14 protein-coding genes and 1 pseudogene are annotated in these 16863 nt (G+C 40.0%); 2 read left to right on the top strand and 13 right to left on the bottom strand.

All coding sequences use genetic code 11. The annotated features are described in order from the left end of the window. Window positions 1-24: 24 nt before the first annotated feature. From MKZ05_RS04455 to fabL, 5 genes and pseudogenes are all read right to left on the bottom strand, one after another. On the bottom strand, window positions 25-1767 hold the full coding sequence (locus MKZ05_RS04455; protein ID WP_050944726.1) for an ABC transporter ATP-binding protein: 1743 nt from the start codon (window positions 1765-1767) through the stop codon (window positions 25-27). 95 nt (window positions 1768-1862) lie between these two features. Next, window positions 1863-2393, bottom strand: coding sequence for a DUF402 domain-containing protein (locus MKZ05_RS04450; RefSeq protein ID WP_003217818.1), 531 nt, complete (start codon window positions 2391-2393; stop codon window positions 1863-1865). A gap of 147 nt (window positions 2394-2540) precedes the next feature. Next, on the bottom strand, window positions 2541-2801 hold the full coding sequence (locus MKZ05_RS04445; RefSeq protein ID WP_113386875.1) for a YgaB family protein: 261 nt from the start codon (window positions 2799-2801) through the stop codon (window positions 2541-2543). 177 nt (window positions 2802-2978) lie between these two features. Further along, a pseudogene (locus MKZ05_RS04440) lies at window positions 2979-3125 on the bottom strand (gamma-type small acid-soluble spore protein); the annotation flags it as partial. 74 nt (window positions 3126-3199) lie between these two features. Next, window positions 3200-3952 (bottom strand): enoyl-[acyl-carrier-protein] reductase FabL, encoded by a 753-nt coding sequence (gene fabL, locus MKZ05_RS04435; protein WP_024425211.1) that lies wholly within the window; start codon window positions 3950-3952, stop codon window positions 3200-3202. 81 nt (window positions 3953-4033) lie between these two features. Here fabL and MKZ05_RS04430 point away from each other — a divergent pair, with 81 nt between their 5' ends. After that, entirely contained in the window at window positions 4034-4258 is a 225-nt protein-coding gene (locus MKZ05_RS04430; RefSeq protein ID WP_044139672.1) for a hypothetical protein, read from the top strand. On the opposite strand, the gene mutY is transcribed toward MKZ05_RS04430, so the two are convergent. After that, entirely contained in the window at window positions 4245-5345 is a 1101-nt protein-coding gene (gene mutY / locus MKZ05_RS04425) for an A/G-specific adenine glycosylase (RefSeq protein WP_253622798.1), read from the bottom strand. The genes MKZ05_RS04430 and mutY overlap by 14 nt on opposite strands. Window positions 5346-5536: 191 nt before the next feature. Between mutY and MKZ05_RS04420 the strand changes: the two genes are divergently transcribed. After that, window positions 5537-6517, top strand: a complete 981-nt coding sequence (locus tag MKZ05_RS04420; RefSeq protein WP_044139674.1) for a metal-dependent hydrolase — start codon at window positions 5537-5539, stop codon at window positions 6515-6517. A 2826-nt stretch (window positions 6518-9343) separates the two neighbouring features. On the opposite strand, the gene cmr6 is transcribed toward MKZ05_RS04420, so the two are convergent. From cmr6 to MKZ05_RS04385, 7 genes are read right to left on the bottom strand one after another with little or no spacing between them, the layout of a single operon-like run. Next, window positions 9344-10120 carry a type III-B CRISPR module RAMP protein Cmr6 gene (gene cmr6 / locus MKZ05_RS04415; protein ID WP_339161584.1) on the bottom strand — a complete coding sequence of 259 codons (777 nt, stop codon included), beginning with the start codon at window positions 10118-10120 and terminating at the stop codon, window positions 9344-9346. Next, complete coding sequence (gene cmr5, locus MKZ05_RS04410; RefSeq protein WP_066031134.1) at window positions 10117-10485, bottom strand: type III-B CRISPR module-associated protein Cmr5; 369 nt, start codon at window positions 10483-10485, stop codon at window positions 10117-10119. The genes cmr6 and cmr5 overlap by 4 nt, the downstream gene beginning before the upstream one ends. After that, window positions 10482-11351: a type III-B CRISPR module RAMP protein Cmr4 gene (cmr4, locus tag MKZ05_RS04405; RefSeq protein ID WP_339161581.1), complete on the bottom strand. Its 870-nt coding sequence runs from the start codon at window positions 11349-11351 to the stop codon at window positions 10482-10484. The genes cmr5 and cmr4 overlap by 4 nt, the downstream gene beginning before the upstream one ends. 13 nt (window positions 11352-11364) lie before the next feature. Beyond that, window positions 11365-12597: a type III-B CRISPR module-associated protein Cmr3 gene (gene cmr3, locus MKZ05_RS04400; RefSeq protein WP_339161578.1), complete on the bottom strand. Its 1233-nt coding sequence runs from the start codon at window positions 12595-12597 to the stop codon at window positions 11365-11367. Then, window positions 12590-14401, bottom strand: a complete 1812-nt coding sequence (cas10, locus tag MKZ05_RS04395) for a type III-B CRISPR-associated protein Cas10/Cmr2 (protein WP_339161576.1) — start codon at window positions 14399-14401, stop codon at window positions 12590-12592. Before cas10 ends, cmr3 begins: the two co-directional genes overlap by 8 nt. Continuing rightward, entirely contained in the window at window positions 14371-15678 is a 1308-nt protein-coding gene (gene cmr1, locus MKZ05_RS04390) for a type III-B CRISPR module RAMP protein Cmr1 (RefSeq protein WP_339161572.1), read from the bottom strand. Before cmr1 ends, cas10 begins: the two co-directional genes overlap by 31 nt. Before the next feature lie 15 nt (window positions 15679-15693). Further along, window positions 15694-16584, bottom strand: coding sequence for a DUF6602 domain-containing protein (locus MKZ05_RS04385; RefSeq protein WP_339161570.1), 891 nt, complete (start codon window positions 16582-16584; stop codon window positions 15694-15696). Window positions 16585-16863 lie beyond the last annotated feature (279 nt).

Here is a 16863-nt window from a genome sequence, read left to right as displayed (position 1 = left end):
CCGCTAGAATCGGATAGGCTTCTACTAATTTAATGTTTGAATGGTAAAAAGATGGCGATAGTGGCTGTCTCTGTTCATTAATTCTTCGTGTGTTCCTTTTTCCACAATCTCACCTTGTTCCATGACGACAATGAGGTCAGCATGTGTAATTGTTGATAAGCGGTGCGCGACAATAAAGGTTGTGCGGTCCTTTGCTAGCTTTTGCATCGCTTCTTGAATGTAATGTTCACTTTCTAAATCTAGTGCAGACGTTGCTTCATCTAAAATCAACAGCGGTGGATTTTTTAGAAAGACCCTTGCAATGGAAATCCGCTGTTTTTGACCGCCTGACAGCTTCACGCCCCGTTCTCCTACCTTCGTGTCATATCCTTCAGGAAGAGACATAATAAAGTCATGGGCATTTGCCGCTTTTGCAGCCGAAACGATTTTTTCAAAAGAGGCTTCTGGGTCTCCAACCGCAATATTTTCTTTAATCGTGTCACTGAATAAGAATGTATCCTGCAGCACCATTCCGACTTGATTTCGAAGGCTTCTTGCTCTGTACTCTTTTATATCAATGCCGTCAATTTCAAGTGACCCGTTTGTCACATCATAAAACCTTGGAATTAAGCTGACGAGAGTCGACTTCCCTCCACCGCTCATTCCTACAAGCGCAACCGTTTGTCCTTTTTCTACTTTCAAGGAGATATTGCGGAGAATCTCTTCCTGCGTGTGTTCATAACGAAACGATACATTTTTAAATTCGACCTCTCCTTTTAAATGATCGGCTTCTTTCGCATTCGGCCGATCTGTTACCTCGTATGGCTCATCAATAAATTCAAAGATACGATCCATTGACGCTACTGACTGAGTTAATGTCGTGGATGAGTTTATGAGGCGGCGAATCGGGTTGTACATCCGGTCAATATAACCGACAAAGGCAATCATAGTCCCGATCGAAAGTGATCCATTAATGACGGTGTAGCCAGCAAATGCAATGATCAATAGCGGTGCAATATCAGTAATGGTATTGACGACGGCAAATGTTTTAGCGTTCCAATTCGTGTGATTGATCGCTTTGTTTAAGAAATTTTTGTTTTCATCATGAAAATTCTCTTGTTCATATTCTTCAATGGCAAAGCTCCGAATGACTGGCATTCCTTGTACCCGCTCATGAAGATGCCCTTGCACTTCAGCCAGCGCCTGTGACCGCTCTTTTGTCAGCTTACGCAGCCTGCCGTAAAAATACTTCACTGCAAACGCATATAACGGAAAAATAATGACAGACACGATGGTGAGCTTGATGTCCAGTGTACACATAATGGCGATCACGATCAGCACGGTCATCAAATCTAGCCAAATGTTCATAAGACCTGTGATGACAAACTCTTTTGTCTGCTCCACATCGTTGATGACTCTAGAAATGATTTCTCCTGTTCTCGTGTTGGCATAATAACGAAGGCTGAGCTTTTGAATATGCGAAAACAGCTTTTCTCGAATATCAAACAATACCTTACTGCCTGTCCACTGCGCATAGTATTGTCTATAGTATTCAACAGGCGGCCTCATCACTAAAAATAAGACGAGCATGATTCCCATAATGATCAGTAGAGATGATGTCTTTTCTTCAGCCGCCCCCGAGCCTTGAATGACATCATCAATGACATACTTTAAAAGCAGAGGCAATGTTAAGGGAATCGAGAACTTGATCATCCCGATGACCATTGTCAATGCAATCTGTTTCTTATACGGTGTTACAAAAGCCATGTAGCGTTTAATGACCCCCATGTAAATCTCCTTCCCAATCTATCAGTGCCTCTTATCCGTACGCAATCAAAAACCTGTTAGCCTAAAAAGCCAAACAGGTTTTTTGATGCTCTTGCTTATTTTGTATAATGTAAAAAACGTTCATACCACATATCCACAAATTCAGGAGCAAACGGACCTTTCCGCTGGTGAATCCAATGCAATAATGTATTCAGATGCTCTCTTAAGATACTATCAATTTCCTTTGGATAATTCATCTGCCTCTTATGATCTGCATATTCATCCTCATCCAAAATATTATACGTCATGTCTGGAAAGACTTTGACATCTAAGTCGTAATCAATATACTTAATTGCTTCTTCATCTGTTGCAAAAGGAGAGCTGATGTTGCAGTAATAATATACCCCATCATCTCTAAGCATCCCAATCACATTAAACCATTGTTTTGCATGGAAATAGCAAATAGCCGGTTCTCTCGTCATCCAAGTACGGCCGTCGGATTCAGTCACCATTGTCCGGTCGTTTGCACCAATGATACACAATTCCGTTGCTTTCAGAATGGTGGTTTCATTCCAAATCCTGTGGATCAAGCCATTGTGTTTATAGCTTTGAATTTGGATGCTTTCTCCTTCCTTGGGATAGCCCATATTTTCTCCCCTACTTTCTATAACAAACAAACATAACAGTCCAAAGACCTAATTTCCCAACTAAACATGTCTCTATCATATTATACCGTTACATCATTAAAAAATGAAATGAAAAAGCCATTCAACCCAATTGAACGGCACACTGTCTTACATCACGGTTGAACTCTTTTCCATCTGCTTATATGAATTGATGACCTCTTCTGTCTGTTTTGTAAACAAGGTTTGGATTTTTTGCAGTTCCTTACGTTTCTGTTTGATTTGATCATGAAGCCTAGTCCACTCTTCTTTTTTTTCATCTTGCAGCAATTGTTTTTCTGTTTCTAAGCATAGATCGAGTTCTCCCTGTACATTGAGTAGTTGATCCATGAGCTGCATTTGTTCTTTTACAAGCTGATCGAAATCAGACATCTAACTCCTCCCTTTTATTTTCATCCACTTTTTGTCTGTATACCATTTCTTGAAAGATTGCAGAAATCCTTTGACTGTTTATGTAGAGGCTTTACAGGTTTTGTCGGATGGTGGGGGGGAGAGGCAAAAAGAAAAGCACTTCATTCGTAGATGAAGTGCTTCCCTCTGTTTCAGTGATTAGCTGTTTTGTTGTTTGTTTTGCTCAGCTTTTTGGTTGTATTTTTTTACTTGCTGTGCGTCAGTCTCGCTAGCAAATTCAGTACCATATTGACCTTGAGCAGTAGCTTGGTTTTGTTTTTTCACTTGTTGTGCGTTTGTTTTGTTTTGTTGTTTATCCATCATTATCACCTCCACGCACATTAATTTGTGCAGAAGGTGCAAATCCTATTCATGATTTTTTAAACAAGCAAAGAACGTCCGCCATCTACAATGATGGTTTGTCCTCTAATCATGTCTGCTTTGCCTGATACAAGAAATTCGACGCTGTCGACCATGTCTTTAATTTCCACCATTCGGCCAGCTGGTGTATTTTTCTTGGCGTCTTCTAAAAGCTCTTCTCGGTTCGGGAAGTGCTTAAGTGCATCTGTATCGATCGCGCCGCCAGATACGGCATTCACGACGATATTTTTTTGTGACAGCTCAACAGATAGATAACGCGTCAACGCTTCTAATGCTGCTTTTGATACGCCAACTACTGTGTAATTTTCAAGGTAGCGGATGGAGCCTAGTGAGCTAATGCTGACGATATGTCCGCCGCCGTTTTTCTCCATTAATTTCGCCGCTTCTTGTCCGCAGAATAATAAAGCTTTCGCATTAATATTCATCGTCCAGTCCCAATGATTTTCTTCAAGGTCCATGATTGGACGCTGAACACCAGATGCCGCATTATTCACAAATACATCTAAACGGCCAAAGGTTTCGTCGATTTGCTGAAACATGTCTTTGATTTTCTCTGGCTGACCTACATTGGCTTTGACAACCAATGTTTTCACACCCATCGCTTCAATTTCTTCCGCTGTTTCAAGTGCGGCTTTTTTGCTTCTCGCATAGTTAATGACAATGTCATATCCTTTTTCAGCTAGGCGAAGGGCTACTTCTTTCCCTACACCTCTACTACTGCCTGTAATTAATGCACATTTACGTTGACTCATTATGGTTCATCTCCTGATTTGAATAGTTTTCGTCCATTCGCTTCACACTAATAGGAAAGTTCCTATTAGGAGGTTACATTCATGTATGTCGGACGCGATTTAAGCCAGCTTGGCATGATGTCCAAGGATCAATGGAAAGATACTGAGCTTGCTTACTTTCATCATGCTTTCCAACAAATTTTACCTTATTTGAACGAAGAAGGGCAATCTAAGTATCGAGAAATCATTTCTGAAATTGAAAACCGCGGGGGGTTGCACCGAAATGAAGCCGATTATACCCACGGTACAACGGTTAAATACGACTAGGCTGTTCAAGTGCCATCATCCAAATTTTTTGGTGTGAGACTGGCAAAGCATATGCCTTAAATTCTTCTGTTGTCACTTTTTTCAGCATCGTGTCATCAGATACAGAGGTCACACGTCCAAAGAAAACAGAAATATTCCAGATGAGGTGGGTAAATACATGCTGAATGGTGCCTTCTAAATCACCAAGCTCTGCTTGTACACCTGCCTCCTCTTTTAAGAAATCCATTAGCTGCTCTTTTTCCGTTTTTCTTCCCTTTATGGTTTCCAAGTTAGGGAATTCCCATAAATTCGCAAGAAGGCCTGTACTTGGCCGCTTATGAATATAGAGGTTGCCTGCATCATCAAATAACACCACTGCTGCCATTGATTTTGCAGTCGGTTTTTTCTTTTTGCTTTTCACTGGGAGCTCATGCTGAACGCCTTCCTCAAGTGCCGAGCAATGCATGTTCACAGGGCAAATAAGGCAGGCAGGGGATGTTGGAGTGCAGATGAGCGCACCTAGCTCCATCAACCCTTGATTGAATTCTGATGGCTTTTCCCGGGAAATGAGCTGATCCACCGCAAACTCGAAAATATTTCTCGTTTTTGGTTTTGCAATATCATCCCATATGGACAAAATACGGGAAATGACCCTCATAACGTTGCCGTCTACCGCAGGGTACGGCTTGTTATAGGCGATACTCAGTACTGCGCCGCTCGTATACGGACCTACACCTTTGAGCTTTGAAAATTGCTCTTTCGTATCAGGGACAATGCCACCGTAGGATTCATAGACTTCTTTCACAGCTGCCTGTAAATTACGCACTCTTGAGTAGTAGCCAAGACCTTCCCATGCTTTCATGACCTTTTCTTCATCAGCTAAAGCGAGATCTTTCACCGTCGGGAATTGCTCCATAAACCGGTTGAAGTACGGAATGACCGTATCTACTCTCGTTTGCTGAAGCATCACTTCTGATACCCAAACGCGGTATGGATCTTGATTTTCACGCCATGGCAATGTTCGTTGTTCTTTTTCATACCAATCAATTAAATCATGCTGAAAGCCCGCAATATCTTTGCGGTCCAGCTTTTCTTGAATGTCTTTCATATCTATACTCCTTCTCATTGGACCGAGGGCTAACGTTCTGAAAAGAACCTTATTTGTTGTATACTGTTTGTAGATACGTTAACATGTTACATTAAATCGGGATAAAGCAAAAGTGATTTTGCACATAGTCTTGATTGGAGACGTATACTTTGTATGATTGTTCCTAAGCATGACAACTAGGAGGTAATCAATTGGACACTGGTACTCATGTAGTAATGGGCATTTCTCTTGGGGGACTTGCACTTTTAGATCCAGCCGTCAGCGCAGATCCACACATGGCACACGCCGTGATGATCGCGACCATCGCCGGCTCCCAAGCACCAGACATTGATACTGTGCTAAAACTAAAAAATAATGCGGTTTATATAAGAAATCACCGGGGATTTACACATTCCATTCCGGCTGTACTGTTCTGGTCATTGCTGATTCCGGCTGTGATTTTCCCATTTGTGCCGGGGGCGAATTTACTTCATCTTTGGTTATGGACACTATTAGCTGTTGTGCTTCATGTGTTTGTCGATATATTCAATGCATACGGCACGCAGGCCATTCGTCCATTTTCAAAGAAGTGGGTAGCGCTTGGGATTATTAACACGTTTGATCCGTTTATCTTTTTTACACACCTTGTCGCCATTGTCGTTTGGGCGATTGGCGGGCATCCCGGCTATACGTTTATTACGCTGTACGCCGTGATTTTCTGCTATTATATCGTCAGGGTCATCATGCAGCTTCAGATCAAACATCAGCTGCGTGCACAATTCGATGAAATTGAAGACATTATTATTTCGCCTACAATGAAGTTCAGACAATGGCGCATTGCCGTGAAATGTAAATCCTCTTTCCATGTTGGGCGCAGTATGAATGGAGAGGTCGTCATTTTAGACACCTTTAACCGTGTGCCGGTCCCCGATACTGAAATTATGAAAATTGCCAAACAAGATGAAAACATTTCAGCCTTTCTCTCCTTCTCCCCTGTCTACCGGTGGGAAGTAGATAAATACAAGGATCATTATGAAGTGCGGTTCATTGATTTGCGCTACCGCAGCAAAGGTCACTATCCTTTTGTCGCGATCTGCCATATCGACATGGACCACCAAATCAAAAATTCCTATACCGGCTGGATTTTCAGTGAAGAAAAACTGCAAAAAAAATTAAGACTCGGCTCAGTGTGAGCGAGTCTTTTTTTGTTGTGTAGGGCTTGAATTATTCATATGTGTAGATTTTGAACTGGATAGTACTTGAATTTGTATAAAACGCAGAAACTGTGATCTATGCACTCATGGAGAGTGCGACAAAATACAATGTGCTTGCGAGCCTTGTCATCGCTATTTCAATCCACACACTCATGTAGAGTGCGACTGCGATTTTCGCCCTAATTATAACATTTTTTAGGGAATGATCGTCAAAACCCTTAAGTTTCTATATAGAACTTTGTTTTCACTCCTAAAAAATATACATTTTTTCTCATTTTTGTCGAATGAAACGGTGCGAATGTTCCAGGAATTTTATGTTCACCTCACATTCGCACCGAATTTTTCTAGTCTGAAATCTATTTGAATCTTGATAATCATATTTATTATTTCAGCAACAACTTTGAATTTAATTAAATACATGACTACTGAGAGGCAGAGTTATATTTTTCACAATTATTAATCTACACACTCATGTAGAGTGCGACGCCATTGAAATACCAGAACATAGAGAATCAATATTTCAATCCACGCACTCATGTAAAGTGCGACGAATGAAAAGTTAGAAATCACACACTTGAAAAACATTTCAATCCACGCACTCATGTAAAGTGCGACCTATTGCTTTTGTTGTTGACTGGTGGAATAGGTATTTCAATCCACGCACTCATGTAAAGTGCGACTGCGATTTCCGCCCTAATTATAACATTTTTTAGGTAATAATCGTCAAAACCCACAAGTTTCTATATATAATTTTGTTTTCACCCTTAAAAAAATATACATTTTTTCTCATTTTTGTCGAATGAATAGGTGCGAATGTTCCAAGGATTTTATGTTCACCTCACATTCGCACCGACTTTTTCTTAGTATGAAATCTATTGAAACTTGTTAATCATACTTATTTATATTTCAGCAACAATTGAATTCAATTAGATTCATGACTACTGAGGCAGGAGGCAGAGTTATGTTTTCGCAATTATTAATCCACCCACTCATGTTGAGTGCGACAATTTATCTTATTTATATGGCAAAACTTTATACGCATTTCAATCCACGCACTCATGTAGAGTGCGACTGCAATTTCTGCCCTAATTATAACATTTTTTAGGGAATGGTAGCCAAAACCCTCAATTTTCTATATGGAATTTTGTTTTCACCTCTAAAAAATATACATTTTTTCTCAATTTTGTCGAATGAAAAGGTGCGAATGCCCCAGGGATTTTATGTTCACCTCACATTCGCACCGAATCTTTCTTAATCCTATTTAATTAAAAACTATTATTGATGATAATCATACTTATTTCGCTGTTTCATCAACAGCCTTGAATTCATTAATAAAATGGGTGAGACAGAGTTATGTTTTTCACACCTATATCAAGCGCAATTGTTAATATATCTTTCAAGATACCTTCTGACAAGAATTTTATTCCTCACACTCATATAGAGTGCGATTTGAAAAAAACATCAAGCTGAACCATCGGCTAATTTAAACCCACGCACTCATATCGAGTGCGACTAAAAAGCTCTTACTGTAACTGCAAGATGGCATTATTTCAACCCACGCACTCATGTAGAGTGCGACCATAATGATGGAACTCGATTATTTTCCAGTAGATATTTCAACCCACGCACTCATAATAGAGTGCGACGAACTCGGAAAAGGCTTGTATTTCTTTAGTAAGGAATTTCAACTCACGCACTCATATAGAGTGCGACTGCGATTTCTGCCCTAATTATAACATTTTTAGGGAATAATCGTCAAAACCCTTAAGTTTCTATATAGGAATTAAGTTTTCACCCTTAAAAAATATACATTTTTTCTCATTTTTGTCGAATGAAACGGTGCGAATGTTCCAGGGATTTTATGTTCACCTCACATTCGCACCGATTTTTTCTTAGTATGAAATCTATTGAAACTTGTTAATCATACTTCTTTATATTTCATCAACAACTTTGAATTTAATTAAATACATGACTACTGAGAGGCAGAGTTATGTTTTTCACAATTATTAATCCACACACTCATATAGAGTGCGACTTGAAGGACAAGGTAAATTTATTACGGTTGGAAATATTTCCATTTACGCACTCATGTAGAGTGCGACGGAGTATACACATCTGCAGAGGCGGGCGCTGATGGATTTCAATCCACGCACTCATGTAGAGTGCGACTGCGATTTTCGCCCTAATTATAACATTTTTTAGGGAATGATCGTCAAAACCCACAAGTTTCTATATAGAATTTTGTTTTCACCCTAAAATATACATTTTTTCTCATTTTTGTCGAATGAATAGGTGCGAATGTTTCAGGGATTTTATGTTCACCTCACATTCGCACCGACTTTTTCTTAGTATGAAATCTATTGAAACTTGTTAATCATAATTCTTTATATTTCAGCAACAATTGAATTCAATTAGATTCATGACTACTGAGGCAGGAGGCAGGAGGCAGAGTTATGTTTTCGCAATTATTAATCCATCCACTCATGTAGAGTGCGACCCTATCTGACACTAATAGTAATGAGCGGTTGTTTATTTCAATCCACGCACTCATATAGAGTGCGACTTAGAGGGTTCTTCCACATTACGGATGCGAAAAATATTTCAATCCACGCACTCATGTAGAGTGCGACTGCGATTTCCGCCCTAATTATAACATTTTTTAGGGAATGATCGTCAAAATCCTCAAGTTTCTATATAGAAGTTTGTTTTCACTCCTAAAAAATATACATTTTTTCTCATTTTTGTCGAATGAAACGGTGCGAATGTTCCAGGGATTTTATGTTCACCTCACATTCGCACTTAGTCTTATGAAATGACGTCGTCCATTTTAAGTCTTCCATAACCTGCATTTGTTTTAGCACCGATTCCTTCGTGTTCTAAAGCGCCTAGTAAGATGGTTTTGGCGAGTTGGAGCCATTCCGCATCTTCTGGTAGATTCTTTTTTGTTTTCAATAGAAGTTGAAAGCGGCCGTTGACCACCGTTAAGAAATGAATCGGTGTTGGTGAGTCATCGTCTCGAGGGGCTGGAACACTTCCCCCTTTGTTCATCTTATCTAGCTTGACGCTGTTATAGTCTGAATGATGTGGTGTCATCACATCTACTTTGAATGCTTCCTTTACTGTCTCAGGCATCATGAGCGCATCATGAAATTCGATGATGCCAGCACGTTCGTTTGTTCCAAACAATGTGTTGTAATCACTACCACCCTGTTTTAGTTCTGGAAAGTTTTCACCTAATACAGAATGGGCATAATGAGAGGCTACACCTTTTAAAGCTGTTCCTGGTAAATAAGGAACGCCGTATATCGGGTGTAATAACAATCCCGTTTCAAGTACACCCTCTCCTCCATGTCCAATGACTAACGGTGATATGGATTTGACTAGGCATGTGGGGTTCGTGTCAGTATAATATCGCTCCAAAAACTTTTCATACAACAAGCGATTTTTCCCCCATTGTTTTCGATGTAGACTAATCACATTTTCATAAAATGACTGCTTTTTCGAACTGTCCTTTATGATGTTCGACAATGTAGAACCATCAATCTCCCATTTGCTTTTGTTTAAGGTTAATGACAGATTCATTGAATGTCCTCCACATTTTCCGCCCCTTGTTCCACCTTTAAAATTGATTCCGCATATCTTTTTAACCAAACAGATGCACTTAAAGCTTGTCTTGATTTGATTAAGTAATCTCGATTGGAAGCTGACCAACTTTCTTGTAAATCTAAAGTTTCTTTTATATCTTGAACGAATTGTTGATAAGCATTTCCTTTTTTTGATTTTGCTTCAAAAAATGTAATGGTGAGCCTTAATCCATTTGTTAAGATCATTGAGGCGAATCTGTGACAGAGTTGTCCATATTGATTTGAGAAATTCTCCTCATTCGTTTTGGCATTCATCACATGTTGATACGCTTTCTCAGCATAATGATGTTGAATGAGTTTCATGATCCCTCCCCTCCTGTCATACGCCAGGATACTCTTCCTTTACCTACGTTTGTGTTTCCACCTAATTGAAGATACATCTGTTTTTCTAGTTGATTTAAAAGTTGATGTCTAACAGATAAATCATTGCTTCCATCGACACGATCACACCACATGAGCCCATAAAATATGGCTTCTGCTGGTACATACTCTTCATACCAGAGAGCTCCTTTACTAACTGTTTGGGTTTCATGATCAATTCTAATACGAGGTGTCACTTCAGAATTCATGGTGATAATGTATTGAAAAACGTCATCACTTACAATGACAAATCGTTCTATCCAAAGAGTTTGTGATTGTTTATCGTCGAATAAAAGTTTGGCCATCTGTTCAGCAAAACCGGTTAGTTGTTGAGATTTTTTCGCTGCCCCTTGGAATTCACCTAGGTATAATTCGTCATTCTCTACTAATTTAGAATTCAAGGTGACTAGCGTGCTTGATTCTTCTATGAGATCAGGGATATCCAGCGATACGCCTAATGCTTTTGCATCGCGGGCTAATCTTTTCAATATGAGCGGACTTGCCACATATCCAAATGTACCGTATCTACTCGCCACCGGGAATGAAAATAACCGGCCATCTGTCATGACGACTGCTCCTGCGCTTCCATCTTGATCTCCTTGTGTACCAAATACTTTTTGTACGAATGTGTCTTGTCCTTTCGCGCGATAATGTTCACGCTGCACGCCTTTGATACTGCTTCCAGGTATAATCGGCCATTCTGTTACTTTTTCTCGTTGAATGGGCATATCAATCACGCCAACTCCTTCACCCGCTCCAATATGAAGGGGGGATAAACAATGTATCCAAAACCAACGGCTTGCTTCCATCATCTCACTCCTCTTATTCATTCGGCTTCCATGTTCCCCAAAGTGCTAACCCGCAGCCATCTTCACGATCAAACGCTTCTTTGCGCCGGTTACGATCGGATACTGATTGAAGCCACATTTTTTCGGCCAGTTCTGCTGGATCTCCTTCTTCTACTGTAAAGAAGTAAACACTACCTGCGGGGACTAAGCGGCGTATTGCTTTTTCACGCCCTTTGTCTTTATTTGCTAAACTCCATCCAGAGATAGGCTGCCAATATGGAACAGATGCCCAAACCAATTTGAGTCGTACATTTGTATCAAATAGTGGTTTTGACATGAGCTGTTCATCCAGCCATCCGGGCTGCCATCCTTTACTGAAATAAGCAGGTGTCGCCAATATCATGCGAACATACGGCTTGTTTTTGAGCGATTCTTTAATAGCATCCGGACATGTCCAATCTTGTTGGTATACATGTGGCCGGTCTTCTATATGAGCCAGCCGCCGTTCACCACCGATTGGGTGAATCCCTGAGAAAGGCTTTAATTCTTCTGACTCTTCAGTAGATAAATCTATTCCTGCCTCCAGTTTAAAGTCATCTGGGAATAAGAGCGATTCAGTTGAAAATAGATGCTGATCTTTTGCCTTTTTACTGCCAGTTTCCACCTCAATTTGTGTTCGTTCCTGACGCTGTAATGCTGGAATAAATGCCGGTGGTGTTTCCTTTTTGAAAGCATGATTTTCCTTCTGCATATGTTGGTATTCAGTCAAGGCTTCCTTCACCTGACTCTCATTCACTGCGTCTGTCAGCCAGTTCACCATCCACTTTAGTGATACAAAAGCAGGCGGCGATTTCATTTTTTTACGAGCACCCGCTCCAACTGGCGGCCATAATTCCTCACTAAAACGACCTGTTTTCCCTGTACCAAAAAAGCCCTGGCCTTCCGACATCATTGGCTTTGGTCTCACTTGATTCATCCCATACTCATCATCGAATAACTCAAGGTCATTAGGCATTGGCACATATAAATGATCATGCCAGCGATATAAAGGACCTCGCACAAGAGATTTTGCATAATAAGAAAGTGGCGTCGTGTGTTTTATTGATTGTCGTTTCTTTGCTAGAGCTGTACGAAGTGTTCCTGCGACCACACTTGGCGGAACATCGTTTAGTGAACGCGCCCGTATACCCGGTACACTTTGAAATGGGCGTGCATCACGAATAAGCAGCGGATCAAGCGGTTGAATGTGAAACCATCTTTCAGGCATGTCCACTTACCTCCTCCAGTTGAAGAGCAATGATCATACATTCAGCGATTGTATGTAATTCTTCTAATGTATTCTTCTTCGGTATATACTTCGCAATCAATTGATCGATCCACTCTTTCGTTTCTTGCTCTGTTTTTGCTTCCGTTTTCTTTTTGAATGCAAGACGTCTTATCTCTAGTGGAATGAGTTCATCTAAAATTTCCGGCTGTTTTCTAAAAGAAGACTGTTCATATGTTTGATACAACTCTCGTAAGCCATATGCAAAGCCAGATGTGAAATAAGACTGTTTTAACCACGTCGTCATCTCTTGGATAGAGGCCACTGGATCTATTTGAAATGAGACTGAGATATTCATTGTGTCTCCTCCGCCTCGCTTTTGGAAATGAATCGCTAATGAATTTCGCTCTTGTTTTGCATATTGTTCAGCCTGACGTGCCATGCTTCTTACTTCTTCAAGAGGCTCAAGCATATGAACGATGGCGATGCCAATTGAAATCGAAGGAGGTATTTCACTATGTTGATGAGCCTTCATCGTTGAAACAAATTCACTTTGTAATTTCCCAGCTGCTTCTAAGCATAGGTGCACCGGTACATATGCCATAACATCATCTCCACCGCCGTAGATCAATGTACCTTCACATTCGGAAATAATCTCACTTGCCTTTGAAGCAAAAGTTGAGAGCGTTTTAGAAAATGCAATATGACTTTCTACATGCTGTATATTTCGCAGTTGGCTGCCCATCTTATCTCCATCCGCCATGAGAAAGGCATAGTAAGGTGAAGGTACTGGTGGTTTGACCGGCTGGCCATAATGCTTGCTGTATTCACCTTTGAAATATTTTTCAAGCAGCTGTGTGATATCATTTTTCGCTTCTGTTCGTGTGGTCCCGACAAGTCCACGTTGTTCAAGATAATCTTCTATTCTTCTATCATAAAAAAGCGATGCCTCACTCAAATCAAGAGGAGCTACTGTCAGATTCATATTCTCAAAATACGTTTCTACAGCTCTCACATATTGTGTGGCTGCTTTCTTCATCTGTTCATTTTTTAGCAACATGTTTTGATAGGGAGCAAACGCTTTATCGCAGACTGACGGAAATGTCTTGCTCGGATGCTTATGTAAGGACAATCGTTTGATCACTGAAATCGCATCTAATGATTCATGTTCACCAATTCCCCATTTCGCTAGTTGCGCCACTTGCTGTGGTGTTTTTTGCTTTTGGAAAACAGACTCTCGTCCACCGTCAAGTGATGATTTTGGTTCACCGAATAACGCCCCTGGCTCATTTTGTTTAAAATCTCTTAAAGTCTTCCTTGCCGCCATTAAACCTTCGACTTCTTGAAGAGCCATATGATATGAACTTGCGGACGCATTTGCCGCTTCCTCTGGAGTTTGCATCTCAGTCCACACAGCATAAAATTCCAATAAATCATCCACTTGTCGATTCCATGTGCCTTTTTGAATATAAGGATCAACTTTCCCTCTTACAAAGTCTGCGTATTCCTTCCATTTGTCATATATTGCTTTTTTTACTTGTCTTGCAATGGATGCAGGTTGTTCGTGTGAGATTTCCCCCAATATTTTATTTGGTGCGTTGTTTGGTTCTGCAGAGGATTCGTTGAACACAGGGAAAATAAGCGTTCCACCCAGTTCTTGAAATTTCTTCGCACCTGCTTTACTTAATTCAGATAGAAGAAAAGAGCCAAACCATAAATCACGCGTCCGCCTTGCTTGCGCAATAAATTCTTGAACGGGCCCTATAGAAAATAGCATCAATGTTTGTTTTTGTAATCCTTCTGACAAAATGTTTGCACCTCCTTGCTATGTAAAAAGGCTTGAATCGCCGATGAGTGCGTCCGGCCACTCTCGTCTTGTAATGGGTTGTTTGAGTAGGTGGCTGTTGGGTAGATACTTTGTTCATCTGTCACATTGGGCAAAGGCTTTCCGTACCCTAAAAGCGATAACGCTTCGATCTTTGGTTGCTGCAACACCATCACCATGCCCACCGATTCCTTTTGATTAATAGCTAATGGTTTTAAGATGAGTGGTGATGCCAAACGATCCTTTCCTTTAGGTAGGAGCGTTACAGGATCTGGATCTTTCCCACTATCTTTAGGAGCAAATCGGAACTGAATAGGCAAACCAAATTGAGCTCTAGGAAATGCTTGATATTTAAATGGTTTCTCTTTTGGATAAGGGATGTGATGACCTGATTTAGCCTTACCTGTTAACAGACGAATAGTATCTGCTTCCGGCCAGCAACTTCTTCCCCTTTTTTTGTCCGGGTTAGATCTTCTTCGAAATGTTTCATATGGCTGAATGACAGACTGCCAGCTTGAGATCATAGATGATGGAAATGCCTGTACTTTAAATTCTCGACTAAGCGTCGGCCATTCTCGACTTGATGCTGGCAATTGGATGTCATATTCTAAAAGTTTTTGCTCAAACCATTTTTCCAATTGGCTTTTTGTCCTCTTGTTGTATGGTGAAAATTGCTTGCAATATAAACTGCCACACCCACGTCTCGTTCTTGAACCAAGTCCACCGAAGTTGATCCAAGCCCATAATGCTACTTCAACTTCTTTTTTGATTAACTCAAAATCGGTTGTTTTTTTTGATAACCGGATATTTAAAGAAAATTGCGCCTTCATGAGGTATGGTGTTTCATCTTTCATATTTGAAAGAACATACCGTGGAAAAGGATGATTTTTCTTTTTAAAAAATACTTTTGAATTTCTTTTCACTTCGTCTTTTTCATAATGGGTTACCACTTGAATCTGGCTCGCTTGTTCTGTATGACCAAATATCTCTGCTTCTCTTTTAGATAATTCATTCGCATTTTTGCAGGTAGCTCCTCGAGTTGCACGCCACCAGAAACGAAGATGACCACGAATTGCACTTTCTCGAATCGGTCTGTCTTGATCAATTGAGTTTGATTGGGGCCCTCCCCCAAACATTGGCGTAACTAAATGAATAGTGAGCGGCTCTTTAAAAAGTCTTTGGTCTTCATGAATGTTTGTGTCGATCGCATGTTTCACATCATGCCAATTGGTTTTGGGTTTTCTAGATTCCCTTGTCATGTCGCTCTCCTTTCTTCACTTTGTTATCAGTTTCTGAAATAGCTCGGCATATGCATAGTGAGGGAAAAACATGGGATTGTTGATGAGCATCAGCAATTGATTTAATTGGAAGTTTAGCGTTAACAGATCGTATCCATCAATACGTAAATCGCTGAGTTTGTTCGAAATCACTTTGTCTTTACTATTATCTTTATTTTTCTCACTATTTTTTTTCTTTTCTTTATCCTCTTGTTCCTTAGACCTTTCTGGATCATAACAATTTAATTCATTAGCCCACCATCCTAGCTGTTTATCTTCATTAGGAGCTCTTAAATGAAATACACTCTTTTGTTTCATAAGTATAAAGTCAAATGCTTTGTCTAATTTTTCAAACATCCCTGAAGATGAGTTTGCTGTTTGCCTTTTTAAATTACTTGCTAAAATTAAAATAGGACGTGTTCGTTTCTGTGTATCATTTTCAACCATGTCAACCCCTTTGGCGGCTATCCTAGCTATTCCTTTTGTTTTCGGTTCTAATTTTTTTATATTGTCAGACCAAACTTTTAAATTATCAACATCGAAATTTGAACTTTTACATTCTATAGCAACCGCAACCGCCTCAATCGGTATAAACTTCAACGAATTGTGTTGGAACACATACGGCGTATACTGCTCATCAAAAACGGCAATATCGACTTCGTTAGAATGATTTCCATCTGAGTCAATAATGATGACACCTTGTGCTAATGAATATTTTTTAGGAATGATTTTCCGAAAAAACTCCATCCACATCACTTCTCTAGAATCCCCTGTCAGTCCGCCATGATTAGAAGCAAAGTCCACTTCTTCTGATATCATGCTGTTTAATCTTTGATAATTCTCTAAGATCAGCTGCTCAACTTTACCGGTTCGCTCCGTTTCACCCAAACCAATTCCTCCTTCATCATTCATTACGAATGGATAAAATTTGAATCTAAATGACTACTTTTCATTTCGACTTATTTTGAGATTTTTTAAGGTTTATTTAGGAAAAAGAAGAAGAAAAAAACATGACTGCAAGGAGTCATGTTTTCACTATACAAATGAACAGTATATTCTGATGGCTTTTGTACCTGAAAGAGGGTGTTGTAAGAAGATGATCTTTAAGGTAGTCATAACCGTTTAAGACACAATCATTGAAAACCATGCGCACCTCATATATGGGTG

Origin of the sequence: Bacillus sp. FSL M8-0277 (assembly GCF_037975305.1) — a bacterium.
GTDB classification, from domain to species: domain Bacteria; phylum Bacillota; class Bacilli; order Bacillales; family Bacillaceae; genus Bacillus; species Bacillus pumilus.
This window is presented reverse-complemented; position numbering and strand designations above follow the sequence as displayed.